The sequence below is a fragment of the Eikenella sp. genome (assembly GCF_057315495.1).
Map to the genome: position 1 here is coordinate 26,798 of NZ_DBHKXY010000002.1, position 22,711 is coordinate 49,508.

Annotated in this window: 19 protein-coding genes; 5 read left to right on the top strand and 14 right to left on the bottom strand. The window is 59.4% G+C overall.

Annotated features, from left to right (window positions below):
• Nucleotides 1-69 precede the first annotated feature (69 nt).
• Complete coding sequence (locus tag ACO6EE_RS00210) at nucleotides 70-279, bottom strand: heavy-metal-associated domain-containing protein (RefSeq protein WP_003674677.1); 210 nt, start codon at nucleotides 277-279, stop codon at nucleotides 70-72.
• 147 nt (nucleotides 280-426) lie between these two features.
• On the opposite strand from ACO6EE_RS00210, the gene cueR reads away from it, so the two are divergent.
• Complete coding sequence (cueR, locus tag ACO6EE_RS00215; protein ID WP_485958538.1) at nucleotides 427-819, top strand: Cu(I)-responsive transcriptional regulator; 393 nt, start codon at nucleotides 427-429, stop codon at nucleotides 817-819.
• Nucleotides 820-901: 82 nt separating this feature from the next.
• Here cueR and ACO6EE_RS00220 read toward each other — a convergent pair whose 3' ends face one another.
• From ACO6EE_RS00220 to ACO6EE_RS00240, 5 genes are all read right to left on the bottom strand, one after another.
• Nucleotides 902-1,438 (bottom strand): ankyrin repeat domain-containing protein, encoded by a 537-nt coding sequence (locus tag ACO6EE_RS00220; RefSeq protein ID WP_485958539.1) that lies wholly within the window; start codon nucleotides 1,436-1,438, stop codon nucleotides 902-904.
• 143 nt (nucleotides 1,439-1,581) lie between these two features.
• Nucleotides 1,582-3,030 carry an efflux transporter outer membrane subunit gene (locus ACO6EE_RS00225; RefSeq protein WP_485958540.1) on the bottom strand — a complete coding sequence of 483 codons (1,449 nt, stop codon included), beginning with the start codon at nucleotides 3,028-3,030 and terminating at the stop codon, nucleotides 1,582-1,584.
• A gap of 117 nt (nucleotides 3,031-3,147) precedes the next feature.
• Nucleotides 3,148-4,269, bottom strand: coding sequence for an ABC transporter permease (locus ACO6EE_RS00230; protein WP_485958541.1), 1,122 nt, complete (start codon nucleotides 4,267-4,269; stop codon nucleotides 3,148-3,150).
• 1 nt (nucleotide 4,270) lies between these two features.
• Nucleotides 4,271-7,036 (bottom strand): ribosome-associated ATPase/putative transporter RbbA, encoded by a 2,766-nt coding sequence (gene rbbA, locus ACO6EE_RS00235; protein ID WP_485958542.1) that lies wholly within the window; start codon nucleotides 7,034-7,036, stop codon nucleotides 4,271-4,273.
• Between the two features lie 9 nt (nucleotides 7,037-7,045).
• Nucleotides 7,046-8,074: an HlyD family secretion protein gene (locus ACO6EE_RS00240; protein WP_485958543.1), complete on the bottom strand. Its 1,029-nt coding sequence runs from the start codon at nucleotides 8,072-8,074 to the stop codon at nucleotides 7,046-7,048.
• Nucleotides 8,075-8,202: 128 nt separating this feature from the next.
• Between ACO6EE_RS00240 and ACO6EE_RS00245 the strand changes: the two genes are divergently transcribed.
• Complete coding sequence (locus tag ACO6EE_RS00245) at nucleotides 8,203-8,778, top strand: TetR/AcrR family transcriptional regulator (protein WP_485958544.1); 576 nt, start codon at nucleotides 8,203-8,205, stop codon at nucleotides 8,776-8,778.
• 269 nt (nucleotides 8,779-9,047) lie between these two features.
• On the opposite strand, the gene trpS is transcribed toward ACO6EE_RS00245, so the two are convergent.
• The 3 genes from trpS to ACO6EE_RS00260 all read right to left on the bottom strand — a co-directional run bounded on the left by trpS (nucleotide 9,048) and on the right by ACO6EE_RS00260 (nucleotide 11,628).
• Nucleotides 9,048-10,055 (bottom strand): tryptophan--tRNA ligase, encoded by a 1,008-nt coding sequence (gene trpS, locus ACO6EE_RS00250; protein ID WP_485958545.1) that lies wholly within the window; start codon nucleotides 10,053-10,055, stop codon nucleotides 9,048-9,050.
• A 306-nt stretch (nucleotides 10,056-10,361) separates the two neighbouring features.
• Nucleotides 10,362-10,832 (bottom strand): Aca2/YdiL-like domain-containing protein, encoded by a 471-nt coding sequence (locus ACO6EE_RS00255; RefSeq protein WP_070631493.1) that lies wholly within the window; start codon nucleotides 10,830-10,832, stop codon nucleotides 10,362-10,364.
• Nucleotides 10,833-10,851: 19 nt separating this feature from the next.
• Nucleotides 10,852-11,628, bottom strand: coding sequence for a tRNA threonylcarbamoyladenosine dehydratase (locus tag ACO6EE_RS00260; RefSeq protein WP_070631491.1), 777 nt, complete (start codon nucleotides 11,626-11,628; stop codon nucleotides 10,852-10,854).
• 142 nt (nucleotides 11,629-11,770) lie between these two features.
• Here ACO6EE_RS00260 and ACO6EE_RS00265 point away from each other — a divergent pair, with 142 nt between their 5' ends.
• Together ACO6EE_RS00265 and ACO6EE_RS00270 are read left to right on the top strand one after the other, a co-directional pair.
• On the top strand, nucleotides 11,771-12,235 hold the full coding sequence (locus tag ACO6EE_RS00265) for a universal stress protein (protein ID WP_003822375.1): 465 nt from the start codon (nucleotides 11,771-11,773) through the stop codon (nucleotides 12,233-12,235).
• A gap of 265 nt (nucleotides 12,236-12,500) precedes the next feature.
• Nucleotides 12,501-13,157 carry a hypothetical protein gene (locus tag ACO6EE_RS00270; protein WP_485958546.1) on the top strand — a complete coding sequence of 219 codons (657 nt, stop codon included), beginning with the start codon at nucleotides 12,501-12,503 and terminating at the stop codon, nucleotides 13,155-13,157.
• Between the two features lie 213 nt (nucleotides 13,158-13,370).
• On the opposite strand, the gene hemW is transcribed toward ACO6EE_RS00270, so the two are convergent.
• The 3 genes from hemW to ACO6EE_RS00285 form a co-directional block, all read right to left on the bottom strand.
• Nucleotides 13,371-14,543 (bottom strand): radical SAM family heme chaperone HemW, encoded by a 1,173-nt coding sequence (gene hemW / locus ACO6EE_RS00275; protein ID WP_485958547.1) that lies wholly within the window; start codon nucleotides 14,541-14,543, stop codon nucleotides 13,371-13,373.
• A gap of 30 nt (nucleotides 14,544-14,573) precedes the next feature.
• The gene (locus tag ACO6EE_RS00280; protein ID WP_485958548.1) at nucleotides 14,574-15,014 is read right to left on the bottom strand and encodes a hypothetical protein; all 441 of its coding nucleotides are present in this window, start codon (nucleotides 15,012-15,014) and stop codon (nucleotides 14,574-14,576) included.
• A gap of 92 nt (nucleotides 15,015-15,106) precedes the next feature.
• Nucleotides 15,107-16,204 carry an NUDIX domain-containing protein gene (locus tag ACO6EE_RS00285; protein WP_485958549.1) on the bottom strand — a complete coding sequence of 366 codons (1,098 nt, stop codon included), beginning with the start codon at nucleotides 16,202-16,204 and terminating at the stop codon, nucleotides 15,107-15,109.
• A 183-nt stretch (nucleotides 16,205-16,387) separates the two neighbouring features.
• Between ACO6EE_RS00285 and ACO6EE_RS00290 the strand changes: the two genes are divergently transcribed.
• Nucleotides 16,388-17,470 carry an ATP-binding protein gene (locus tag ACO6EE_RS00290; protein WP_485958550.1) on the top strand — a complete coding sequence of 361 codons (1,083 nt, stop codon included), beginning with the start codon at nucleotides 16,388-16,390 and terminating at the stop codon, nucleotides 17,468-17,470.
• Between the two features lie 234 nt (nucleotides 17,471-17,704).
• Here ACO6EE_RS00290 and glnD read toward each other — a convergent pair whose 3' ends face one another.
• Entirely contained in the window at nucleotides 17,705-20,263 is a 2,559-nt protein-coding gene (glnD, locus tag ACO6EE_RS00295; protein ID WP_485958551.1) for a [protein-PII] uridylyltransferase, read from the bottom strand.
• A gap of 116 nt (nucleotides 20,264-20,379) precedes the next feature.
• Entirely contained in the window at nucleotides 20,380-22,593 is a 2,214-nt protein-coding gene (locus ACO6EE_RS00300) for a RelA/SpoT family protein (protein WP_485958552.1), read from the bottom strand.
• Nucleotides 22,594-22,711: the final 118 nt, after the last annotated feature.

Genomic DNA, 22,711 nt, shown 5'->3' on the forward strand with positions numbered 1-22,711 from the left:
CCTGAAAAAAGCGGAGCAGGGTTTTCAGGTAGCCTTTGGGGTGTTGCAGTCGATTTGTTGCGATTCGATTTACAAAGCCGCATCAAAGCCGCCGTCTTCCACCGCTTCTATCAGCGCGGCGGGGTTGGTTTGGGCGGGGTCGAATTCCACGACGGCATTCTTGTTTTCCAGGCTCACTTCGGCCTTGTCCACGCCGTTTACGCCTTCGAGGATGCTGGTTACGCTTTTCACGCAGCCGCCGCAGGTCATGCCTTCGATGTTTAATGTGATGGTTTGCATAGGGTTTCCTTTCTGTTGGAATGAGGCTGAGGTTTTAAAGCCCGTTGCAGCCAAAGCTTTCAGGTAACCTGAAATGATGGGTCTGCTCTTGCTTTCCCGCTAAGTGCCGCCACTATAAAGCTTCACCCGAAGTAAAGGTCAAGCATCATGATAAACATCAGCCAGGCCGCAGCCGAAAGCGGCCTTTCCGCCAAACAAATCCGCGACTACGAAAAGCACGGCCTAATCGCCCCGGCCGCGCGCAGCGAAGCGGGCTACCGCCGCTACGGACAGGCCGACCTTGTCCGGTTGCGCTTTATCCGCCATGCGCGGGAAGTGGGCTTTTCGCTGCCGCAGATCGGGCAGCTTTTGAGCCTGCAACACAACCCGCAGCGCACCAGCCGCGAAGTGAAAACGCTCACCGCGCAACATATCGCCGAGCTGGAAGCCAAAATCGAACGCCTGCAGGGCATGGTGGCCGAGCTGCAACGCTGGCACGACGCCTGCGCGGGAGACGATTGCCCGGATTGCGCGATTTTGGCCGGGCTGGAGGAGCGTTAGGCGGCATTGGCGGAATAGAAACAGGCTACCTGAAAAGTTTCAGGTAGCCTTCATTTTGGGATCAATTGGCTATCACGGAAATTCAAGCATATTGCTCCATCAGTTCTATAATTTCTTTAAAGCCTTCTCGTTCGGAACGATAGTGCTTGGTAAAAGCCAATAGTTCCATCCCGCTATTGGCATTCGGATAGTGCACATCGCCGCCGTTTTCCAGCATCTTTTTCAACACATCCAGCCGATGCGGCATGGCGCCCATCATGCCTAAGGGAATCACATTGTCCCGATTGGGTATATTCGGGTTGGCGCCTGCGTCCAATAGGGCTAGGGCGGCATCGCCGTTTTTAGCTTGCATGGCGTAATGCAGCGGGGTCATGCCGTAGCAGTCTTGAGCGTTTACCTCTACGCCTTTTTCCAAATAGAAAAGGACGGTAGAGAGAGGGGCTGGTTTATGGGCGTTCATATTAACTCTATGTAGATAATTCCATTTTTCAGAATCAGTAATATAAAGTGGATCAAATTTACCTGTAGCACTCATTTCTTTTAAAAAAGCTATGTTACCTTCTCGGTTTGCACGGGCGATCTGCATCCCAATATCGTTTTCATACGGATCTGTCATCATTTTTTCCTGCTCTCAAAAAGGTCTCATCTTGTCTTAAATTATACAACGCAGTTATTTCTAATATTTATATTCTATGATGGCTACCTGAAAACGCAGCGCAGTGAAGCTTCTGCGAAGCTAAAATCTTCAGGTAGCCTATTTTACTATTTAGTTGCCGCTTCGGCTGCTTCGGGCTGTGTGCCTTCTTCCTGCCAGCCGCTGCCAATGGCTTTGTAGAGGTTTAGCAGGTTGAGGCCGGAGGCGAGTTGGTTGTCGAGCAGGTTTTGGCTGAAGCTGTGGGCGCTGAGCTGGGATTGCAGGGCGGTGTCGAGGGTTTTGCGGCCGTAGCGGAAGAGTTGGCGGTCGTTGCGCACTTGCTGCTGCGCGGTGCGTTCGGCCTGCTGCAATTCTTGCTGCTGGGTGTTGAGGGCGTGTTGGGCCTGGTAGGCGTTGTCTACGTCGGCGAGGGCTTGCAGCAGGGTTTGGTCGTATTGCAGCAGGGCGGTTTGCAGGCGGGCGTCGGCGGCTCGGATGTTGGCGCGGATGCGGCCGGCGGTGAAGAGGGGGAGCTGTATGCCGATGCTGAAGAGGCCGCCGTTGCCGCTGCGGGCGCGGTTGAAGGGGGCGAGGTCGCTGTTGAGCTCGATGCGGCCGGTTTGCCAGAGGAATTGGATGTCGAATCGGGGGAGGAGGTCGGCTTTGGCGCTGGCGAGCTGGGCGCTGCGGGCTTGGATTTCGGCGGCGCGGGCACGCAGGTCGGGGCGTTGGTTGAGGAGGTTGCCGGGCCGGATGCCTTGCGGCAGGCTGGGCAGGTGTTGCAGCAGGGCGGCTTGGCGCATGGCATCGCTATCGAGGCGGAAGCTTTGCGGGGTTTGGCCGATGAGCACGGCGATGCTGCGCTGCTGGGCATCGAACTGGGCTTGGAGGGTGCTTTGGCGGGCTTGCAGGGCTTGGATTTGGGCGGTAATGGCGGTGGTGTCGTGGGCGGTGGCGAGGCCGGTGTTGAAGCGGCCGGCGGCATAGCGCGCCAGTTCGTGCAGGGTGGAGAGCTGTTGGGAAACGAGGGCTTGCTGCTGCTGGATGTGGGCGGCGCGCAGGTAGTGTTCGGCGATTTGGGCGGAGACGAGCAGGCGGCTGCCGTGGAGCTGCTCTTGGCTGCCGAGGGCGGCGGCACGGGCGGCATCGGCATCGCTGCGTTTCTGGCCGAAGATGTCGGGCTCCCAGGCGGCGCGGAAGCTGGCGGAGGTGAGGTTGCCGCCGTTGCCGAGGTAGGGATCGCGGCGGTGGTTGCGGTAGCCTTTGGCATCGGCGGCGAGGCCGGCGCTGGGCAGGAGGTCGGCTTCGGCCAGGCGGGAGGTGGCGCGGGCTTCTTCTAGGCGGCTGCGGGCAATGGCGATGCTGTGGTTGTGTTGCAGGCCTTGTTCGATGAGGCGGCCGAGCTGGGGATCTGGCCATTGCTGCCACCAGCGGGCTAAATTAGGGGCGGAATCGGCCTGGCTGGTGTGTTGGAAGTTTTCAGGTAGCGTGATGTTGGATTGGCGGTCGATTTGGGTAGTGGTGCAGGCGGTGAGGAGGAGGGCTAGGGCGATGGGGAGGAGTTTGGGGGTGGGCATGGTGGGGTTTCCTTGGTGTGGGGCTACCTGAAAATGTACGGGTGGTTTTTCAGGTAGCCTTTGGGGTTATCTGTAGGGCTACCTGAAAAGATAGGTGCCGTTTTCAGGTAGCCTTTTTTAATTCTGCTGTGCCAGCATCCGGCGGAAGCGGATCACGGCGATGGCGGTGAAAAGAAAGCCGGACACGGCGGTGATGGCTACGCGGTGGCGGATTACGCTCCAGCCGGCGCCCCGGAAAATAATGTCTTTGGAGAGGGCGGTGAATTGGGTCATGGGCGAGAGCTCGGAAAGGCTGCGCAGCCAGGGAGGCAGGTTTTCGATGGGCGAGGTGCTGCCGGAGAGTAGGAACACGGCGATATACACGATGATGCACAGCAGGCTGAACTGCGGCATGGTTGGCGCCTGGGTGGCGAGCAGCACGCCGAGCCCGGCCATGGCAAACAGATACACGGCCTCGCAGAACACGAATAGCGCCAGCGAGCCGTTAATCGGCACGCCCACGGCGCGGTGCACCACCAACAGCAGCGAGAGCACGGAGGAAACCAGGATAATCAGGCCGTTGGCCAAGATTTTGGCCATCACGATTTCGTTTGCGTCCACCGGCATCACCAACAAATGCTCAATCGTGCCGTGTTCGCGCTCACGGATCACGGCCGCGCCCACCAGTAGGATGGTGAGCAGGGTGGCGTTGCCCACCAGTTGGTTGAGCGGCATAAACCATCCGCTGCGCAGGTTTTCGTTGAACAGCACGTTCACCACCGGCTCGAAGGGTGCGGCGTTGCCGTGCTGCCCCAGGTAGGCCGATGTTTCGCGATGTACGATTTGGCCGATGTACACCGAGCCCACGCCGGCCTGCGACATGGCGGTGGCGTCCACCAATAATTGCAGCTCGGGGCGTTTGCCGGCCAGGAGGTCGGCGGTGTAGTTGGGCGGGATAACCAGCACGAAGCTGTATTCGCCCAGATCCATGGCTCGGTCGATGCGGTTGCCATCGATGTCGTCTACCTGTTTGAACTGTGGGGCGATCATGGCATCGCGGATGCGGTAGGTGAGCGCGCTGCGGTCTTGGTCGTAGACGGCCAGCGCGGCGTTTTTTACTTCGGTGGTTACGTTTTGCGACACGGAATACACGGAAAAGCTGAACATAAACACCAACAGCGCAAACAGCGCGTAATCGGTGAAGAAACTGCGGATTTCCTTGCCGCCCAGATGCCAAACGTTGCTGATCCATTGGCGCATCTTATTTCTCCTGCTTTTTCAAAAGCAGCCCGGCGGCGAGCCAATAGGCTGCGAAAAACAGCAACAGCGTGCCGCACAGCGTATCCACATCGCGCCAGCCCAGGCCTTTGGTGATAACGCCCAGGCTGATGGTTTGAAACCAGCTGGTTGGGCTGAAAATGCCAATCCACTTGCCAGCGCCGCTCAAGGTGGATGCCGGATAAATCATGCCGGAGAAATCCAGCGCCGGAATCATGGCCAGAATCGCTGCCGCAAAAATCGCCGCCACCTGCGTGCGCACGAAGGTAGACACCAACAGCCCGAAGCCGGTGGAGGCGAACACGAAGCACAGCACGCCTGCCGTGAGCGCGATAAACGAGCCTTTCAGCGGCACGCCCAGCCCGAACACCACCACGCCGAGCAGCACCAGATAACTCAAGAACGAGAGTAGCACATAGGGCAGCTGCTTGCCTAAAAGATATTGGAAGGAGGAAGCGGGCGAGCTGTAGAGGTTCATGATGGAGCCGATTTCTTTTTCGCGTACCACGGATAGGGCGGTGAGCATGGCCGGAATCATCATCAGCGAAAGCATTAAAAAGCCCGGCGTGAGCGCGTTGATGCTTTTGAAGGTGGGGTTGTAGATAAAGCGGGTTTGCAGGCTGCCGCCGCTGTTGATGCGGATGCCGCGTTCTCTGTAGAGCTCGGCCATATAGCGGTTGAGGATGCCTTGGGCATAGCCGTGGAGGTTTTCGCCCACAAACGGCCACGAGCCGTCGAAATAGAGAGCCAACTGCGGGTGACGGCCGAGGGTGAGGTCTTTACCAAAGCCGGGCGGGATTTCAATCACCATGCGCGCGCTGCCATTAGTGAGCACAGCGTTGATGTCGGCGCGGGATGTGAGGCTGGCTTTTTGGCGGAAATAGGCCGAGCCGTCAAACTCATGCGTCAGCTGGCGGCTGTAGTGGCTTTGATCTTGGTCGAGCACGGCAAAGTCCATTTCGTTTACGTCAAACGACACGCCGAGGCTACCTGAAATCAGATACACCAAGGGGCCCAGCAGGGCAAACATCAGGCGGATACGGTCGCGCAGCAGCTCTTTGCCCTCGCGGCGGGTGAAGGTGAATACGGCGGAAAGCCAATAGAGCAGGCCGGATGGGGCGGCATGGTTTTCAGGTAGCCTGTCTTGGGCAGATTCTGTAACAGAGTTTTTGCTTTGTGAAAGCTCACTTTGGGCGCTTTCAGGTAGCCTTTCTGCCGCTTCGGCGGCTTCGTCTTGCTCCAAATAGCGGATAAACGATTCTTCCAGCGTATCGGCGTGTTGGCGGCGGCGCAGTTCTTCCGGTTCGCCCACCGCCAACACGCGGCCGCGGTGCATCAGCGAGATGCGATCGCAGCGGGCGGCTTCGTTCATGAAGTGGGTGGAGACGAAAATGGTTACACGCTCTTCCCGTGCCATGCGGAACAGATATTGCCAAAACATATCGCGCGCGGCGGGATCGACGCCGGAAGTGGGCTCGTCCAAAATCAACACTTGCGGGCGGTGCAGGCAGGCGGCGGCCAGTTGCAGGCGCTGGCGCACGCCCAATGGCAGGGCGGCGGGGGTGGCATCGGCCAGGTCGGCCAGCTCGAATTGCTGCAACACGGCATCGATGGCGGCGCGGCTGTTTGCGCCGAGCTGGTAGAGCTGGGCATGCAACACTAAGTTTTGCCGCACACTCAGCTCTTCATATAGCGAAAACGCCTGCGACATATAACCCACGCGCTGGCGCACGGCAGTGCTGCCTGCGTCTATCGGCTCGCCCAAGAGTGTGGCCTCGCCTTCGCTGGCATCTAAGAGGCCGGTGAGCATTTTCATGGTGGTGCTTTTGCCGCAGCCGTTGGAGCCGAGGAAACCGAAAATTTCGCCTTGGCGGATGCGGAAGCTGACTTTGTTTACCGCGGTGAAATCGCCGAAGCGTTTGCTCAGGTTGTGCGCCTCCATTGCGGGCGGCAGGGAATCGTCGGGGATAAAGGGCGGCAGTTGGGAGTCGTCCCAATGGGTTTGCTTGCCTTCGAGCAGCATTTTGATATAGGCCTGCTCCAGCGTGGCGCAGCCGCTTTGCGCGAGGATTTCCTGCGTGCGGCCGTGGGCAAGGATTTGGCCGTCGTCCATGGCTAGGAGATAGTCGAACTGTTCGGCTTCGTCGATGTAGGCGGTGGCCACCAGCACAGTCATGCCGGGATTTTCGGCGCGCAATTCGCGCACCAATGTCCAGAATTGGCGGCGGGAAAGCGGATCGACGCCGGTGGTGGGTTCGTCCAGAATCAGCAGGTCGGGGTTATGCACCAGGGCGCAGCACAGGCTGAGCTTTTGCTTCATGCCGCCGGAGAGCTTGCCGGCGGCGCGGCCGGCAAAGGGTGCCAGGCCGGTGGAGAGCATCAGGCGCTCGATATGCTGCTTGCGCTGGTGTTTGTTCAGGCCGAACAGGCGGGCGTGGAAATCGATGTTTTCATACACGGAAAGCGTCGGGTAGAGGTTTTTGCCCAGGCCTTGCGGCATAAAGGCGATGCGCGGCAGCAGCGCTTCGCGCTCGGCCTTGTGCGCCACATTATGCCCGAGCACGCGCACTTCGCCGCTCTGGAGCGTGCGAACGCCGGCAATCAGCGAAAGCAGGGTGGATTTGCCCACGCCGTCGGGGCCGATCAAGCCGACGGTGGCGCCGCGCCCGATGGCGAGCGACACGCCGCGCAAGGCCTGCACTTTGCCGTAGGCGTGCGAGAGTTGGCTGATTTCGATGGCGTTCGGCATGGCCTTATCCTATTGCGGTAGGCGGGTTTGCAAATCGGCCGGCCAGGCGAGCTTGGAGTCGGTGCGCACGAAGCCGGTGGCCGTCATGCCGCCTTTCAGGTAGCCTTGGTATTTGGCTGCCACATCGGCCGGAATCTGCAGCTTCACCCGAAACATCAGCTTGGTGCGCTCTTCGGCGGTTTCCACAAATTTGGGCGTGAACTGCGCCTCTGAGGCAATATAGGTAACTTTGGCGGGGAACACCGCATCCAGCCCGTCCATCTTAATCCGTGCCTCGCTGCCCAACGGGATTTGGTTTACCGTGGGCGCAGGCAGAAACAGGCTGATGCTCGCGTCGTTCAGATTTAACAGGCTTACCACCTTGCCGCCGGCCGGCAGAACGTTGCCCGGCTCGGCCAGCCGGTATTCCACCCGCCCGGCCTGCGGCGCGCGCACCGACAAATCGCCGATAACGGAGGACACCTGCGCCATTTTCGCCCGCGCCTGCCCCACGCCGGCCTGCGCTTCGTTGCGTGCCGCTTCGGCCGCCTGTACTGCCGCCCGTGCTGCATCGCGCTGTGCCAAGCGGGTGTTGAGTTCGGCCTGCGAGATTAAGTTGTCGCGGAATAGCTGGCGGGCGTTGTCTGCCTCCATCTGCGCGGTTCGCAGTTGCTGGCGTTGCGCCTCGATTTGCGCTTGTGCGCGGCGCACTGTCTGCTCCAGCTGCGCCTTGCCCGCCTGTGCTTCGGAAAGCTGTGCTTCGGCGGCTTGCGAAGAAATCCGCGCCAGCACCGTGCCCGCCTCCACATACTGCCCTTCGCTCACCGTTATTTCTTCCACCCGCCCGGCATACAGGCTGGCCACATCCATACGGGTAAACTCCAGCCGCCCGTTGGCATGCGCGATGCCCGCCAGCGGGTCGGGCGCAGAATATTGGCGGAACGCAAAGAAGCCGATGCCGATAAGGGCAGCAAGCGGCAGCAGGAAAAGCAGGGGTTTGGGCAGGCGTTTCATCACGAATACCTCGGCAATAAGAATGATTTGAGTGTAAGTCTCCAATACAGAGCTGCATACCATTAAAAAGCAATTCCGCGTATCATTAAGCATACGAAATTAGTAAAAAAGTTGCTTAAGCATACGTAAAACCGCAAAATGCCTTGGCCGAGACCCAAAATGGAAGCGCAAACATGAGCGAAAACGAAAGCTATACCGACCCCCGCATCATCAAAACCCACCGTGCCATCCGCGAGGCCTTTGTGGATTTGCTGCACGAAAAACCCTTCGCCCAAATCGCCGTACAAGATATTCTCGACCGCGCCCCGGTAAACCGTTCCACCTTTTACAAATACTACTCCGGCAAAAGTGACTTGGCCGGCAAGATGATTGCCGACTTCAAAGCCGAATACAGCCGATACATCCTTACCCGTTTCCAGGCAGGTAGTTTTGATGTGTTCCTCAACATGATGCCCGAAGCCTCCGACTGGATACACAGCCGCCGCCGCCTCATCCTCGCCCTGTGGAAAGTGGACACCCGCCGCCACCATCTCTACCGCGATATGCACAAGCTGATTAAACAGCAATTCCTCCATTTCGCCCACACCCTGCCCAACGCCGCCCCCATCAAAGATTGGGACTACCAGGCCGACATGCTCGCCACCCTCATTCTCGGCAGCATGAGCTACTTTTTCAGCCGCGACCTGCCGCTGCGTCTACCCGAAGTCCGCCAAGCCTGGGCGGAAATGAGCCAGCTGCTGCTGACGTGAGGCGGAACGGAATACTGGGTTGGACGCTAGAGCCCGCCATAATGCAAAAGGCTACCTGAAATTCATTTTTCAGGTAGCCTTTCAGCATGAGGTGTATGCCGCAGGAGTGCATGCCGTTACCAGTTACTCCAAAGCCTCGTGCGTGCATTTCGCACGCATCCTACATAGCCTGCGACGGAAAAGGCTACCTGAAATTTTAGCTACGCAGAAACTTCGCTGCGCTACGTTTTCAGGTAGCTTTTTGTGTGTCTGCCAAACAGCCGTATCGTTCAACGAAGCGGGCGGATGCCTACGGCGTCGCGCACTTGGTCGAGCAGTTCGCGGGCTTGCTTGCGAGCTTTGGCGGCACCGGCCTGCAGGATGTCTTCGATTTGCGCGGGCTGGGCGGTGAGCTCGTGGAAACGTTCGCGCTTGGGGGCGAGCTCTTCATTCAGCTTGGCGCCGAGCAGTTTTTTGGCTTCTCCCCAGGAGAGGCCGTCGGCGAGCATTTGGGTGAATTCGGCGGTTTCGGCGGGGGTGGCGAAAGCTTTATAGATGTCGAACAGCGGGCTTTCGTCGGGAGTTTTCGGCTCGCCGGGCTCTTTGAGGTTGGTGATGATTTTGTTCACGGCTTTTTGCAGCTTTTTCTCGCTCTCAAACAGCGGGATGGTGTTGCCGTAGCTTTTGCTCATCTTGCGCCCGTCGAGGCCAACGAGGAGTTCAACGTTGTCGTCCACTTTGGCTTCGGGCAGCACAAACAGCTCTTTGAAGCGGTGGTTGAAACGCTGGGCGATGTCGCGGGTCATTTCTACGTGCTGTATTTGGTCGCGGCCTACCGGCACTTCGTGAGCATTGAACATGAGGATGTCGGCACTCATGAGGATGGGGTAGCTGTAGAGGCCCATTTCCACGCCGTGGTCTTGGTCGGTTTGGCCGGCATCGAGGTTGGCCTGCACGGCGGCTTTGTAGGCGTGGGCACGATTCATCAGGCCTTTGGCGGTGATGCAGGTGAGTATCCAGTTGAGCTCGGGCACTTCGGGGATGTCGCTTTGGCGGTAAAACGTGGTGCGCTCGGGATTGAGGCCGCAGGCGAGCCAGGTGGCGGCCACGGCTTGGGTGGAGGCGTGGATGAGCTCGGGGTCGTGGCATTTGATGATGCCGTGGTAGTCGGCCAAAAAGAGGAAGGATTCGGCAGCGGGGTCGGCTGCGGCGGCAATGGCGGGGCGGATGGCGCCAACGTAGTTGCCTAAATGCGGGATGCCGGTGGTGGTTACGCCGGTGAGGACTCGTTTTTTCATGGATGGCTTTCTGTGATTTGGCGGAAATAGGGAGGCGGCGCTGGGGCTACCTGAAAAATGGCAGATTATAGAGCAAGGGCGGGGAGTCGGTCATGCCTGCGGCGAAGTGGCGGGGAAATTTTAGTTTTACAGAAACTCCACTCTGCTAAGGGTTCAGGTAGCCTTTGGGGGGGGATAAAGGCTACCTGAAAAATGGGAAAATATCGCAGATTTAATAAGTTATCTTATTTTGCTCAACAAGGCTACCTGAAACTAATTTAGTTTCGTCTAGACATTGTTTTTAGGTAGCCTCTTTAAGCATCCATATTATCGGGATTGCTCAAATTGCTCTTGTGCCCAGCGTTGGCGGTTGTCGGGGGTGTCGGCAGGTTGAGCTTGCCCTTGCCGCCAGTTGCGGTAGGCTTCGGCATCGAAGGCGATTACCCGACCGCCCATGGCGGCGACTTCTCCGGCCACGCTTTGGCTGATGCGCCAGGAGGCTAGGTCGGGGCAGGCCTTCGGCTCGGGATACCACAGCACCACCACGGCATCACCGCCCTGCATTTTGGCTTCAATTTGCTCGGCGTATTGGTCGATGGCTTGGTATTTCTGGTTGAGGCGGGTTTCCACGGCACGAACCACGTGCAGGGGGATGGGGGCGGCGCCGTTTTCCCATTGCGCCCATTCTTCGGCGGAAGCGCCGTGGGGAAAATCGACATTGGCAGCAAGAGCTTGGCCGGCTTCGGCTTGGGTGAGGCCGAGGTTGCGGCGCAGGGCTTTGAGTTCGATGGGGAACATGGTTTTCCTTTTGGGTTGGTTATTTAACTTGCGCGGCCAAGTGTTCTATCGCTGCCTGTGCGCAAAACAGGCCGAAGGCGGCGGTAACCAGCATGCTCGCGCCGTAGCCTGCGCAAGACAATCCTTGCGGTGCGGCATCGGTTTCGCAGGCGGCGCCGGTTTGCGGCGGGGTGACGTTTTCTTCGGAATAGATGCAGCTTACTTTCATGCGCTCTTTCGGATCGCGCGGAAAGCCGTGGCGGCGGCGCAGGGTGTAGCGCAGGTTGGAGAGCAGCGGGTCGTGGGTGGTGCGGGCGAGGTCGGCGCGGCGGATGAGGGCGGGGTCGCGCTGGCCGCCTGCGCCGCCGGACACCACAAAGGCCTGCTTCTGCGCCACAAAATGGGCGGCCATGGCGGCTTTTACGCGCATTTGGTCGATGGCGTCGATCACAAAATCAAACGGCTCGGCAAAAAGCGTGCCCACGTTTTCCGCATCCACAAAATCTTCGATTTCATGCACGGTGCAGGCGGGGTTGATTTGCAGGATGCGTCGGTGCAGCGCGGTTACTTTGGGCAGGCCGAAATTGTCGGTAAGCGCGTGGAGCTGGCGGTTGGTGTTGGATTCGGCCACGTTGTCCAAATCAATCAGCGTGAGCCGGCCGATACCGCTGCGCGCCAGCGCCTCCACCGCCCAAGAGCCTACGCCGCCCACGCCCACCACGCAAACATGGGCTTGGGCAAAGCGTTGCAGGGCGGCATGGCCGTAGAGTCGGGAAATGCCGCCGAAGCGGCGCTCGTTTGGGGCGGGAGTAATCATCGGGATAAGTCAAAAAACAGGTAGAAAAAATGGCACATTCGGTGCATCGGTATTATACTGTAAACGTATCAGGAAGAGACCCGTCCGGCGGCTGTAGCCTCTGCGCGGAAGCATCGGAATAACGTTCACTAGGAGAAAGCTTATGTATCAACATATCGTGATTGCAGTAGACGGCAGCCGCACCTCCCAACATGCGCTCAAACAGGCCTGCGGCCTGGCTCAGGCCACTGGCGCGGCGCTCACATTGGTGCACGTGGCCAACCCTGCCGAATACGTGGCCACCGTTGCCCCCGAGTTTTTGCAGTATGAAAACTACGAAACTGCTGCCACCGAACAAGGCAACGCCATTTTGGACGCCGCCATCAAACAGGCGCGTACCACTTTGGGCGAAGATGCAAAACTCGGCCGCCACCTGCTCGTGATCAGCAAAAACGCACGCGATATGGCCAAAAGCCTGGTGGATTATGCCACCGAGCAGAAAGCCGACCTGCTGGTGCTGGGCACCCACGGCCGCACCGGCCTGATGCACCTCCTGATGGGCAGCTTCGCCGAAACCGTGATGCGTGAAACCCGCCTGCCGTTGTTGATTATCCGCCGTGAAGCATAAGGCTGAAGATTGAGGCAGGATTAGAGGCTACCTGAAAGTTTCAGGTAGCCTTTTGCCAATGGGGAAGGCAATGGAACGGAAACTTTATTACAGTTGGTGGCACTCCCTGGAGCTGCTGTTTTACGGCGGCTTTTCCGGGCTGTTTTGCGTGTGTTTGATTTGTTTTGCGCTGTGGGCCGATCGGGCTGTTTTGTCCGATATCAGCTATTGGTTTTTGCTGCTTCTCTCCCTGTTTTGCTGGCTGTTTTATTGGCTGCAATATGCCGTGGTGCTGCTGATGTTGTTGTTGCGCAAGCCGGTGGTGCGTATGGACGAACAGGGTATTGCAGTGCACGATGCGCTGAATTTTTTCAACAAGTATCGCAAATGGTCGGCCAAGTGGGGCAATATACAGGCGGTGGGCGTTGGCACGGAGGCATTAAAAAAGAACCACCCCTACCTCGGCAAGTTTTTACGCCCGCGTATCGGAGCCATGATTCAGCGGCGTCATGTTGCCTATGGGGAAGAGCATCATTATGTTGTGGTGTCCAGCGGGATGATGCCAGGGCAGGAAAAAGGCGTAAGCGAGGCCATATTGGCCGCGTGGCGGCAATATAAGGCGGGTATATTGAATAAAATTCCCTATACTGCCCAGTCACTCTATCGGATGAAGCAGGATGATTTTGCCAATTTGATTCAGTTTCTCGATGAAGAGGCGCCGTTTGCCATGTTGGATTTGGAAAAGGGCGTGCCCACCAAGCACGACTTGGTTTATCTTTATCAATTCAAAAAGGTATTTGGCAGCGAAAAGATTAAAATCCACTACAATAAAATACAAAGGCAGCTAAAAATCACGCAAGAAGACGGCATCAGCCCGCCACGCCATTTACCTGCTGTGGAAGCGGAGCTGTTGCGTGTGGTGAATCTGCATTTGTATGACTGATGGACTGGATTGATTGTGAGGCTACCTGAAAGTTTCAGGTAGCCTTCTTGGTGGCTTTGCATGTTATTTGGCCTAGGGCAATTTATTGCTGCCGACATGCTGAAAAAGAGATAAGTTTGGGGTTTGGCTCACTTATGGGGCTGGAAACCAAAAATGGTTTTAACTTCGTTGAAGCTCACACTTTCAGGTAGCCTTTGCAAGGGCGGATCGGACTTACAAAAACAGTTGCAGCAAATCGTTCAGGTAGCGCTGGCCGCGTTCGGTGGGGCGCAGGAGGGTGGGGTCGGGGTCGATGAGGCCGAGCCGGGTGGCTTCCTGCAGGGGGCGGGCGATGGCGGCGAGGCTGTGGCCGGTGCGCTCTTGGAACAGGCGGGCGGGTACGCCGTTGGTGAGGCGCATGGCGTTGAGCATGAATTCGAAGGGCAGCTCGCTTGAGGCTACCTGAAAGCGTTCGACGGCATCGGCGGGGTTGCCTTGCATGGCGGCGAGGTAGCTGCGCGGGTGGCGGGCGCGGGTGGTGCGCGTGATGCCGCGGTGGCTGCTGATTTTGCCGTGGGCGCCGGCGCCGATACCGATGTAGTCGCCGAATTGCCAGTAGTTGAGGTTGTGGCGGCATTGCTGGCTGTTTTTGGCGAAGGCGCTGGTTTCGTAGCGTTCGAAGCCGGCATCAAGCAGGGTGTGGTGCACGGCTTGTTCGATGGTGTAGGCGGTGTCTTCTTCGGGGATGCCGGGGGGCGGGGTGCGGCCGAAGGGGGTGTTGGGCTCCATGGTGAGGTGGTAGGCGCTGATGTGGGTTACGCCGAAGGAGAGGGCGGTTTCGGCGTCGCGCCGGGCTTCTTCGGGGGTTTGGTGCGGCAGGGCATACATGAGGTCGGTGTTCACGCGGGGGAAGATGGCGAGCGCGGCTTCGATGGCGGCGCGGGCTTCGTCGCCGTTGTGGATGCGGCCGAGGGCGTGCAGTTTGGCGTTGTCGAAACTTTGGATGCCGAGCGACAGGCGGGTGATGCCGGCTTCGGCGTAGCCTTGGAAGCGGGCTTGTTCGAAAGTGCCGGGGTTGGCTTCGAGGGTGATTTCGGCTTCGGGCTGCAGGCGCACCAGGGCGCGCACGCCGCTGAGCAGGCGGTGAATGGATTCGGCGGAAAACACGCTGGGGGTACCGCCGCCGATGAAGATGGTGTCCACCAGCCGTCCCCAGACATGGGGCAGTTCGTGTTGCAGGTCGGTGAGCAGGGCGTTGATGTAGGCGGCTTCGTCGGTATCGGGCTTGAGGCGGTGGGAGTTGAAGTCGCAATAGGGGCATTTTTGAATGCACCAGGGAATGTGGATATAGAGCGAGAGCGGGGGCAGGGCACTTAGGCCGGAGCCGGGGGCTTGCAGTAGGGGCATGGTGTGGCGATTGGTTTTTAAAATAACGGGTTATTCGGCTTGGAAGGCTACCTGAAAAACCTGGCTGCCGATGCGGATGTCTGCCAGGTAGCCGTCGCGGCGGTCGGTGCACACGGGCAGGCGGATTTGGGCGGCGAGCCAGGAGCCGTCGGCCTGGCGCTGAAGCGGGAAACGGTTGAAGCCCATGTCCATGCCGTCCATGCTGAAGCTCACTTCGGCCTGCTGCACTTGGGGCGGCACGTTTTCCAGCGTGATATCGAAGGGGCGGTGGCGCGCGGCAGCAAAGCGGATGCGGCTGCCGTTGGGCAGGGTACAACCTTGGCGCGGGTCGCAATCGGTTTGAACCACCGTTTCGGCAGCGGGCTGTTGCCCGGCACGCCATTGGCGTACGGCGAAGTGGCCGCCGGCCAGCAGCAACAGCGCGGCGAGGGCAAGCAAGATTTTGGTGCGGGAGGAGAGGGGGTTCGGCATAAGAGGCTACCTGAAAAAGTTTGGGCGAGTTATCTAAACTCGAAAAACATGATTACAAAATCATCAGCAAAGGCTACCTGAAAACATCTTCATCACCTTTGCACCACCGCATGCGCCCCTGCCGCGAGCCAGCGTTCGGCATAGCGCGCTGCTATATCGGCATTGGCAGGCAGCAGCACCAATGGCAGCGGCACGCCTTCGGCCAGTGCGGCGCAGGCTTGTTCTGCTGCGGTTGAGTTATCTGCCGGCCACACGGCGGCTTCGGCTTGGGCAGCGGCTGCGGCGGCAATGTCGTCGGCTGAGTGCACCAGCGGCCAGCGGCATACATCGCCCGGCAGATCGGCGGCTAAATCGGCTAAGTTCGCCAGCAGGCGGCTGCCCGGCAGCGGGTTGGCGGCATGAAGTGGCAGCACGCAAAAACCGTCTGCCGCGTGCAAACCCTCATTCAGGCTACCTGAAAACTGTGTGGGCAAAGCCAGCGCTGCCAGCAGCGCGGCATTGGCCGGCAGCATGGGTGACACATCATAACGCCCCGGCTGCTGCCAGCGCCATTGCTGGCCTTCACGTGCCTGCAATTCGCCGCACCAGCCGTCGGCCGGCACGCGGAAAAAACGCAATCGCACATGGGCATGTTCGTAGCTGTGGGTTTTGGTGAGCCACGGCACGGCGCTGTGGATTTGGATGCCCAGCTCTTCGGCAAATTCGCGGCGCAATGCCGCCAACTCGCTCTCGCCCGCCTCCACCTTGCCGCCGGCAAATTCCCAATAGCCCGCATAGGCTTTGCCTGCGGGGCGCGAACTGAGCAGCACCTCGCTGCGATCGTTATATACAATGCCGGCCACCACTTGCAGCAGCGGGCGGGGGTCGACCTCGGCCGGGGCGATGCGGGTGTGGTAAAGCCAGTCGATGCACTCCTGCAACAGGGCGGGCAGGCGGCTGATTTCGCGGGTGTATTCCTTGCGCAGCGGATGTTCCCAATCTTGGTTTTCCACCAGCATCACGCCAAACTGCCCGCGCGGGCCGAAGCCATACCAGCCCGCATCGAGCAGGTACTGCCCGCCGCAAAAGCTGATTTGCAGCAGGTCTTCGCCTAAAAGCAGGTCGGCCGGGTTGCTGTCAGCGTGTTCCAGCAGCCAGAAGAAATTGTCATAGGTGATGGTTCCGTTACGGAGGTTGAGGGTTTGGGGCATGGTGTGGCGGTGGGAGGGATAAACGCGGGCAGTTTACTGGAGCGGGCGGGCTCGGGCAACGGCGGCGTTTCAGGTAGCCTGCAATGGGCTGGCTGGTGCTGGCTTAGACGTTGTTAGACGATAAATGTACAATTAGACAAAATACAGTACAATAATGGCTAATCCCACACCAAGGTATCCCGTATGGAAGACCCTCTCTATTTTCCCAGAACCGAATTGGCTGCCGCCCTGCTCAGTAGCCTGAAAAGCGGCTTATCCAACGCATTCACGCTGTTTGCCCCGCGCCGCATGGGCAAAACTCAATTTCTCACCAACGATATTGCCCCGGCCGCCGAAAAAAACGGCTTTAATGTGTTTTACTTCTCTTTCATGGACAACAAAGACAGCGCCAGCACCGCGCAGTTTTTCCATGAAGCCCTACACCGTTTTGCCTTGGAAACCCGCACCGGCAACGGCGTGAAAACCTTTTTCGGCAGCCTAACCAAGATAGACGTGTTGGGCGTGGGCCTGGAGCGCGAAACGCCGCCGCGCGACCTGCCGGGCATCAGCGAAATCATCGCCTATATCGCCGCCGACAGCCGCCCCACCTTGCTGCTGCTAGATGAAGCGCAAGAATTGGCGCGGCTGCCGAATACCGAAGGCATGATACGCAGCTTACGAACTGGCCTGGACATCAACCAAAGCCGCGTGAAAACCCTGTTTACCGGCAGCAGCACCAACGGCCTGCGCTCCATGTTCAACGACATCAAAGCCCCTTTCTTCCACTTTTCCCACGCGCTGGATTTCCCCACCTTGGGGCAGGATTTCATCGATTTTTTGGCCGGCGTTTATCACGACCGAACCGGGCAGCAGCTGGATGCGGAGAAGTTTTACGCCATTTTCGAGCAGTTCAACAAAAGCCCGATGTATATCCGCGCCGTGATTCAAGACATGATCATCAATCCCGCGCTCAGCCTGGAGGCCGCCGCACAAGTGCGGCTCGGGCAGATGCAGGAAAACAGCAATATCCCGATGCAGTGGAAAGCATTAAGCGCTATCGAGCGGCTGCTGCTGCAATCGATGGCGCAGGGGGAGGTGAGCCCGTATGGCGCGGAGTTTAGAGAACAGGCCGCCCGGATATTGGGCGTGGAAAGCGTGAAAGTGAGCACCGTGCAAAGCGCCATCAGAAAGCTGCAACGCAAAGACATGATCAGCAAATTCGGCAATAGCGCGTTTCAAATCAACAATCCTTTGCTGCAAACGTGGCTGAAAGAGAATATGGAATAGCGGTAGGCTGGGTATGAATCATACCTAGCATCGGATTGAGGCTACCTGAAAATCTGCCAACCGCTTGGTATGGATTGCGGCTGAGTTGGAGCGGATATTTTCAGGTAGCCTTTGCTATTGCTGCGGGTGGGTGCTAACCATGTCCGCTGTTCTATTACAGGCTACCTGAAAATCGGAAGCAGCCGCTAGAGCCAGTATGCGGTTCGCGCGTATTGGTTTTCAGGTAGCCTGCCTTCAGCTGCCGATACGTTCCAGCAGCAGCCGTTCGAGTTTGAGCTGGAAGGCGGTGTCGGCCAGTTGCGGATGGCGGATTAGGAAGCTGTCTTCCACGCGTTCGTCGAAGGTGGCGATGGCGGCGTAGCTGAGGCTGATGTTGAGCTGGGCAAACACGTCGGCGATGTCGGCCAGCAGGAAGGCGCGGTTGGCGGCGATGATTTCCAGGGTGTAGGCGCCGGCGGTTTCTTCGGCGGTGAGGGTGATGCGCGGCGCAATGGGCAGGTGGCGCAGGCGGCGGCTCAGCCGGTGGGGGGGGGAGCTGGGTTCGACGGCGCCCGGCGGGTGGCGCACGAATTGGTCTAAGGCTTGCTGCAAGCGGGTGCTGATGCGCTCGATGTCGTCGGGCAGGCAGTTGGCGGGCAGTTGCAGCACGAAGGTGTCGAGGATGTATTGGTGGTCGGTAACGTAGGCGTGGGCGGCGAGGATGCCGAGCTGGTGGCGGCCGAACAGGCGGCACAGGCCGGCAAACAGGCGGTCGCGGTTGGGCATAAACACCATCACTTGCAGGCCATTAGTTGCGCTCAGGGGGCGGATGTGGGCTTGGGGCGTTTCGGCGTTGGCGGCCAGCAGGGGCAGGTGCCACAGGATGATGTCGGCGCTGTGGCGCACGAAATAGGCCTGCCCGAGCTGCTGCCACAGCGCCCGGCTTTGCGCTTCGCCCACGCCCGCTTCGGCCAAGGCCTGGCGGGCTTTTTGCTGGCGGCGGCTCACGGCCATGTCGCGGCTGGTGGTTTTGCCGCCGAAGTATTGCAGGGCGGAGCGGAACAGGGTTTCGAGCAGGCTGGCTTTCCAAGCGTTCCAGATTTTGGGGTTGGTGCCGCGCATATCGGCCACGGTGAGCAGATAAAGCGCGGTGAGCCGCTCGGGCGTTTGCACGCGGCGGCAGAAGGCGGCCACCACGGCCGGGTCTTGGATGTCTTCTTTCTGCGCGGTGAGCGACATTAAAAGATGGTTGCCCACCAGCCACACGAGCAGGTCGGTTTCGTATTGGCTCAGGAAATGGTTGGCAGCGAAGCGGCGGGCGTCTTCCATGCCCAGCTCGGCATGGTCGCCGCCGCGCCCTTTGGCGATGTCGTGAAACAGGGCGGCCAAATACAGCACGGGTTTGCGCTCGAAAGCGTGCATCAGGGCGCTGGCAAAAGGCAGCTCGTGGCTGTGCGCTTCCAGAGCCAGCCGGCGCATATTGCGCACCACCATCAGGATGTGGTCGTCCACGGGGTAAACGTGGAACAGGTCGTGCTGTAGCAGGCCGACAATTTTGCCCCACTCGGGCAAGTAATGCGAAAGCGCGCCGTAGAGGTTTAGGAAGCGCAGCAGGTGGGTGAGCCCGCCGCCGTGGCGGAAGAAGCCCATGAAGCGGCGTCGGTTGGCCGGGTCGGCATAAAAACGGGCGTCGGTTTTCTGCACCGCCTGCCACCAGGCGCGCAGGGTTTCGGGGGCGAGGCCGGAGAGGTGGCTGTATTGCTGCCACAGCTCCAGCACCTTGAAAATATGCTGCGGCTCGCGGCGGAATAAGGTTTTATCGCGCACGGCGATGAGGTTGTTTACTTGGAAATAGTGTTCGTCTAAATCCAGCGCCACGCGCGGCAGCGGCGAGGAAATGCGCCCGCGCAGCATCGGCAGCAGGATGCCGCTCAGCTGCTTCACGGTTTTCACTGCGCGGTAGAGCGTGTGCATCAGCCGCTCGCTGCGCACTTGTTTGCTGTCATCGGTGTAGCCCAGTGCGTAGGCCACCTGCGGCTGCAAGTCGAAACGCAGCTGCTCCTGCGGCTTGCCGGCGGCCAGGTGCAGCTCGATGCGGATGCGCGCCAGACTGCGGTGGCTGCGGCGCAGCATGGCCGCTTCGGTACGGGTGAGGATGCCTTGGCGGGCGAGGCGGTGCAGCTGCGGCGAAATGCCCTGCACCCGCGCCAGCCAGAGCATGGTGTGGATATCGCGCAGGCCGCCGGGGCAGGTTTTCAGGTTCGGCTCCAGGCTGCTGCCCGCTTGCGCTTTCAGATGCCGCTGTTGCAACTCCAGCAGTTTGCCCTCGGCAAAGGCCGTCAGGTCGCGCTGCACATCCAAATCACGGCGCAGGCGGGCAAACAGTTCCCGGCTGCCGTGGAGCAGACGGGCTTCGAGGAGCGAGGTGTCGCCGGTTAAATCTTCTGCTGCTCCGGTGCACAGTTCGGCCACGCTGCCGGTTTTCAGCGAGGGATTCAGCCCCATGTCCCACAAAGTTTGCAGCCAAGTTTCAATTTGCTGCTGTTGCGTTTCATTCAGGGCATCGGCCGCCACAATGCCCAAATCCACATCGGAATGCGGATACATCTCGCCGCGCCCGAAGCCGCCTAATGCCAGCAGCGCCAGCTCTCCTTCCAGCTGCATCTGCCGCCACAGCGTGGTAACGGTGTGCGAGAGCAGGGCGCTGTAGGCAGCAAAAAAACGCTGCGGGCTGCGGCGGCGGCGGTAGTCGGCAACGATTTGCCGTTTGTGCTCGGCCAGCTCCTGCGCCAAAAGCTGCGGGGATTGCGGCATGGTGGGGTTCCTTGAATGGGGTGGGGCGATTGTGGTCTTGGGATGGGCATGGGAAGGCTACCTGAAAATGCTTGGTTGAGTTTTCAGGTAGCCTTAATTTGTGTCAAACCGTGTGTCTACAGCCTGCTCACGCCGGTTACGCCTTTCACGTTGGCGAGGCTGGCGAGCACGTGCGGCAGGTCGTCCACCTGATGTACTTCCAGCGTGAAGCGCAGGCTGGCTTGCAGGTTGCGCGATTGGGTTTGCACGGCGGTAACGTTGAGTTTGTGTCGCGCCAGTGCTTCGGAAATATCGCGCAACAGGCCGTTGCGGTCTTGGGCGGATACTTCGATATCCACAGCAAACACTTGCCCGGCAGGCACACCGGCCCAGCAGGCCGGCACAACTTTTTCAGCCGCTTCGGCGGCGAGCTTCTGGAAGGAGGCGCAGCCGATGCGGTGGATGGAAATGCCGCGCCCGCGCGTTACGAAGCCGGCGATTTCGTCGGGCGGGGCGGGTTTGCAGCATTTGGCCAGCGTGGTGAGCAGGCCGGATTCGCCGTCCACCAAGATACCGCCTTTGCCGCCGGTTTCTTTGATGCGCGACTGTTTGACGATGCTCTCGGTGCTCACGGGCGCGGCGGGCGGCTCGGCCAGCAGGCCGCAGGCTTTCTGCACGGCGCGGGGCATGATTTCGCCGTGTGCCACGGCGGTGTAGAGCTCGTCCGGTTTTTTGAAGCCGAGTTTTTCGGCCAAAGCCTGCATATTGGGCTTGGGTAGCACTTTGAGCAGGGTTTTTTCCAGCTGCAGCCGGCCTTGTTCGCGCACGCTTTCGGCGTTTTGGCGGCGGATGTGGGCGCGGATTTTGGCGGCGGCTTTGTTGCTTTTCACCCAGCCTTCATACAGCCAGTTTACCGATGGCTCGCCTTCTTTGGCAGCGATGATTTCCACGCGCTGGCCATTTTCCAGCGGGGTGGAGAGCGGCACGATTTGGCCGTCTACCTTGGCGCCGCGGCAGCGGTCGCCCAGGCTGCTGTGCAGGGCGTAGGCGAAATCGATGGGGGTGGCACCCACGGGCAGGGAGAGCACTTTGCCGTGCGGGGTGAGCACATAAATGGTGTCGTTAAACAGCTCGGTTTGGAAGGCGGCGGCGAGATCGGCTTTGCCGCTTTCGGCCATGTTTTCGCGCCAATCCAAGAGCTGGCGCAGCCAGGCGATTTTCTGTTCGTATGCGGAATCACCTTTGCCGCCTTCTTTATAACGCCAGTGGGCGGCCACGCCGAATTCGTTGAATTGGTGCATTTCTTTGGTGCGGATTTGCACCTCGATGCCTTTGTCTTCCGGTCCGACAATCACGGTGTGCAGGCTTTTGTAGCCGTTGCCTTTGGGGTTGGCGATGTAGTCGTCGAATTCGCCGGGGATGGGCTGCCACAGGCTGTGCACGATGCCCAGCACGGTGTAGCACTCGGGTACGCTGTTCACCAGCACGCGCACGGCGCGGATATCGTAGAGCCCTTCGAAATCGAGCTTTTTCTTCACCATCTTGCGGTAGATGGAGTAGATGTGTTTGGGGCGGCCGGCCACGTCGTAATCGCGGATGCCGTATTTGGCCAGCTCGGCTTTGAGGATGCCGAGGAAGTGGTCGATATAGTGCTGCCGCTCGGGGCGTTTTTCGTCGAGCAGGTGGGCGATGCGGCGGTATTCTTCGGGGTTTTGATGGCGGAAGCCGAGGTCTTCGAGCTGCCATTTGAGCTGCCACACGCCCAAGCGGTTGGCCAGCGGGGCGAAAATATCCAGCGTTTCTTTGGCAATGCTGCGTTTTTCCGGGCTGTCGGGGCAGCCGCCGAGGTATTGCATGGTGCGGGTGCGCAGGGCGAGCTTGATTAGCACCACGCGGATGTCGGACACCATGGCCAACAGCATTTTGCGCATGGTTTCGGCCTGTGCGGCACGCTCTTCAGGCGTGGCCAAGCCGTCCACGCGGGCAAAGTGGGTGAGCTTCTGCACTTGGTCGATACCCTGCACCAGGCTGCATACGGTTTGGCCACATTGCTCGGCTACCTGAAGCTGCCAATCCCCGCCCTGCTTGGACATGCCCGACAATATGGTGGCGGCCACGGCTTCGGGCAGCAAATCGAGCTGCGCCACCATTTGCGCCGCGCCCACAGTGTGCGGCAGCAGCGGCTCGCCGGCGTGGGTTTGCGCGTCGGCGGGGTAGTGCGCCTCGGCCAGTGCGAGCGCCTGCTGCAAGAGTGTGCGGTCGGCCTCGTTTTGCTGCGCGGCATAGCCTTTCAGCCAGGCTATGCATTCTTGCAGGTTGGTTACATGCGTGTCGGAATAGCCGGTCTCCATGGTTCCCCTTTTTTGCGGTATGAATTTTTGCGGTATAGAAGTTGATTGTAACCAAAAATCCAACGGGTGGGGCCTGGTTGGTGCAGGGAGTTTGATGCAGGTGCAATTTTGTGTGGGG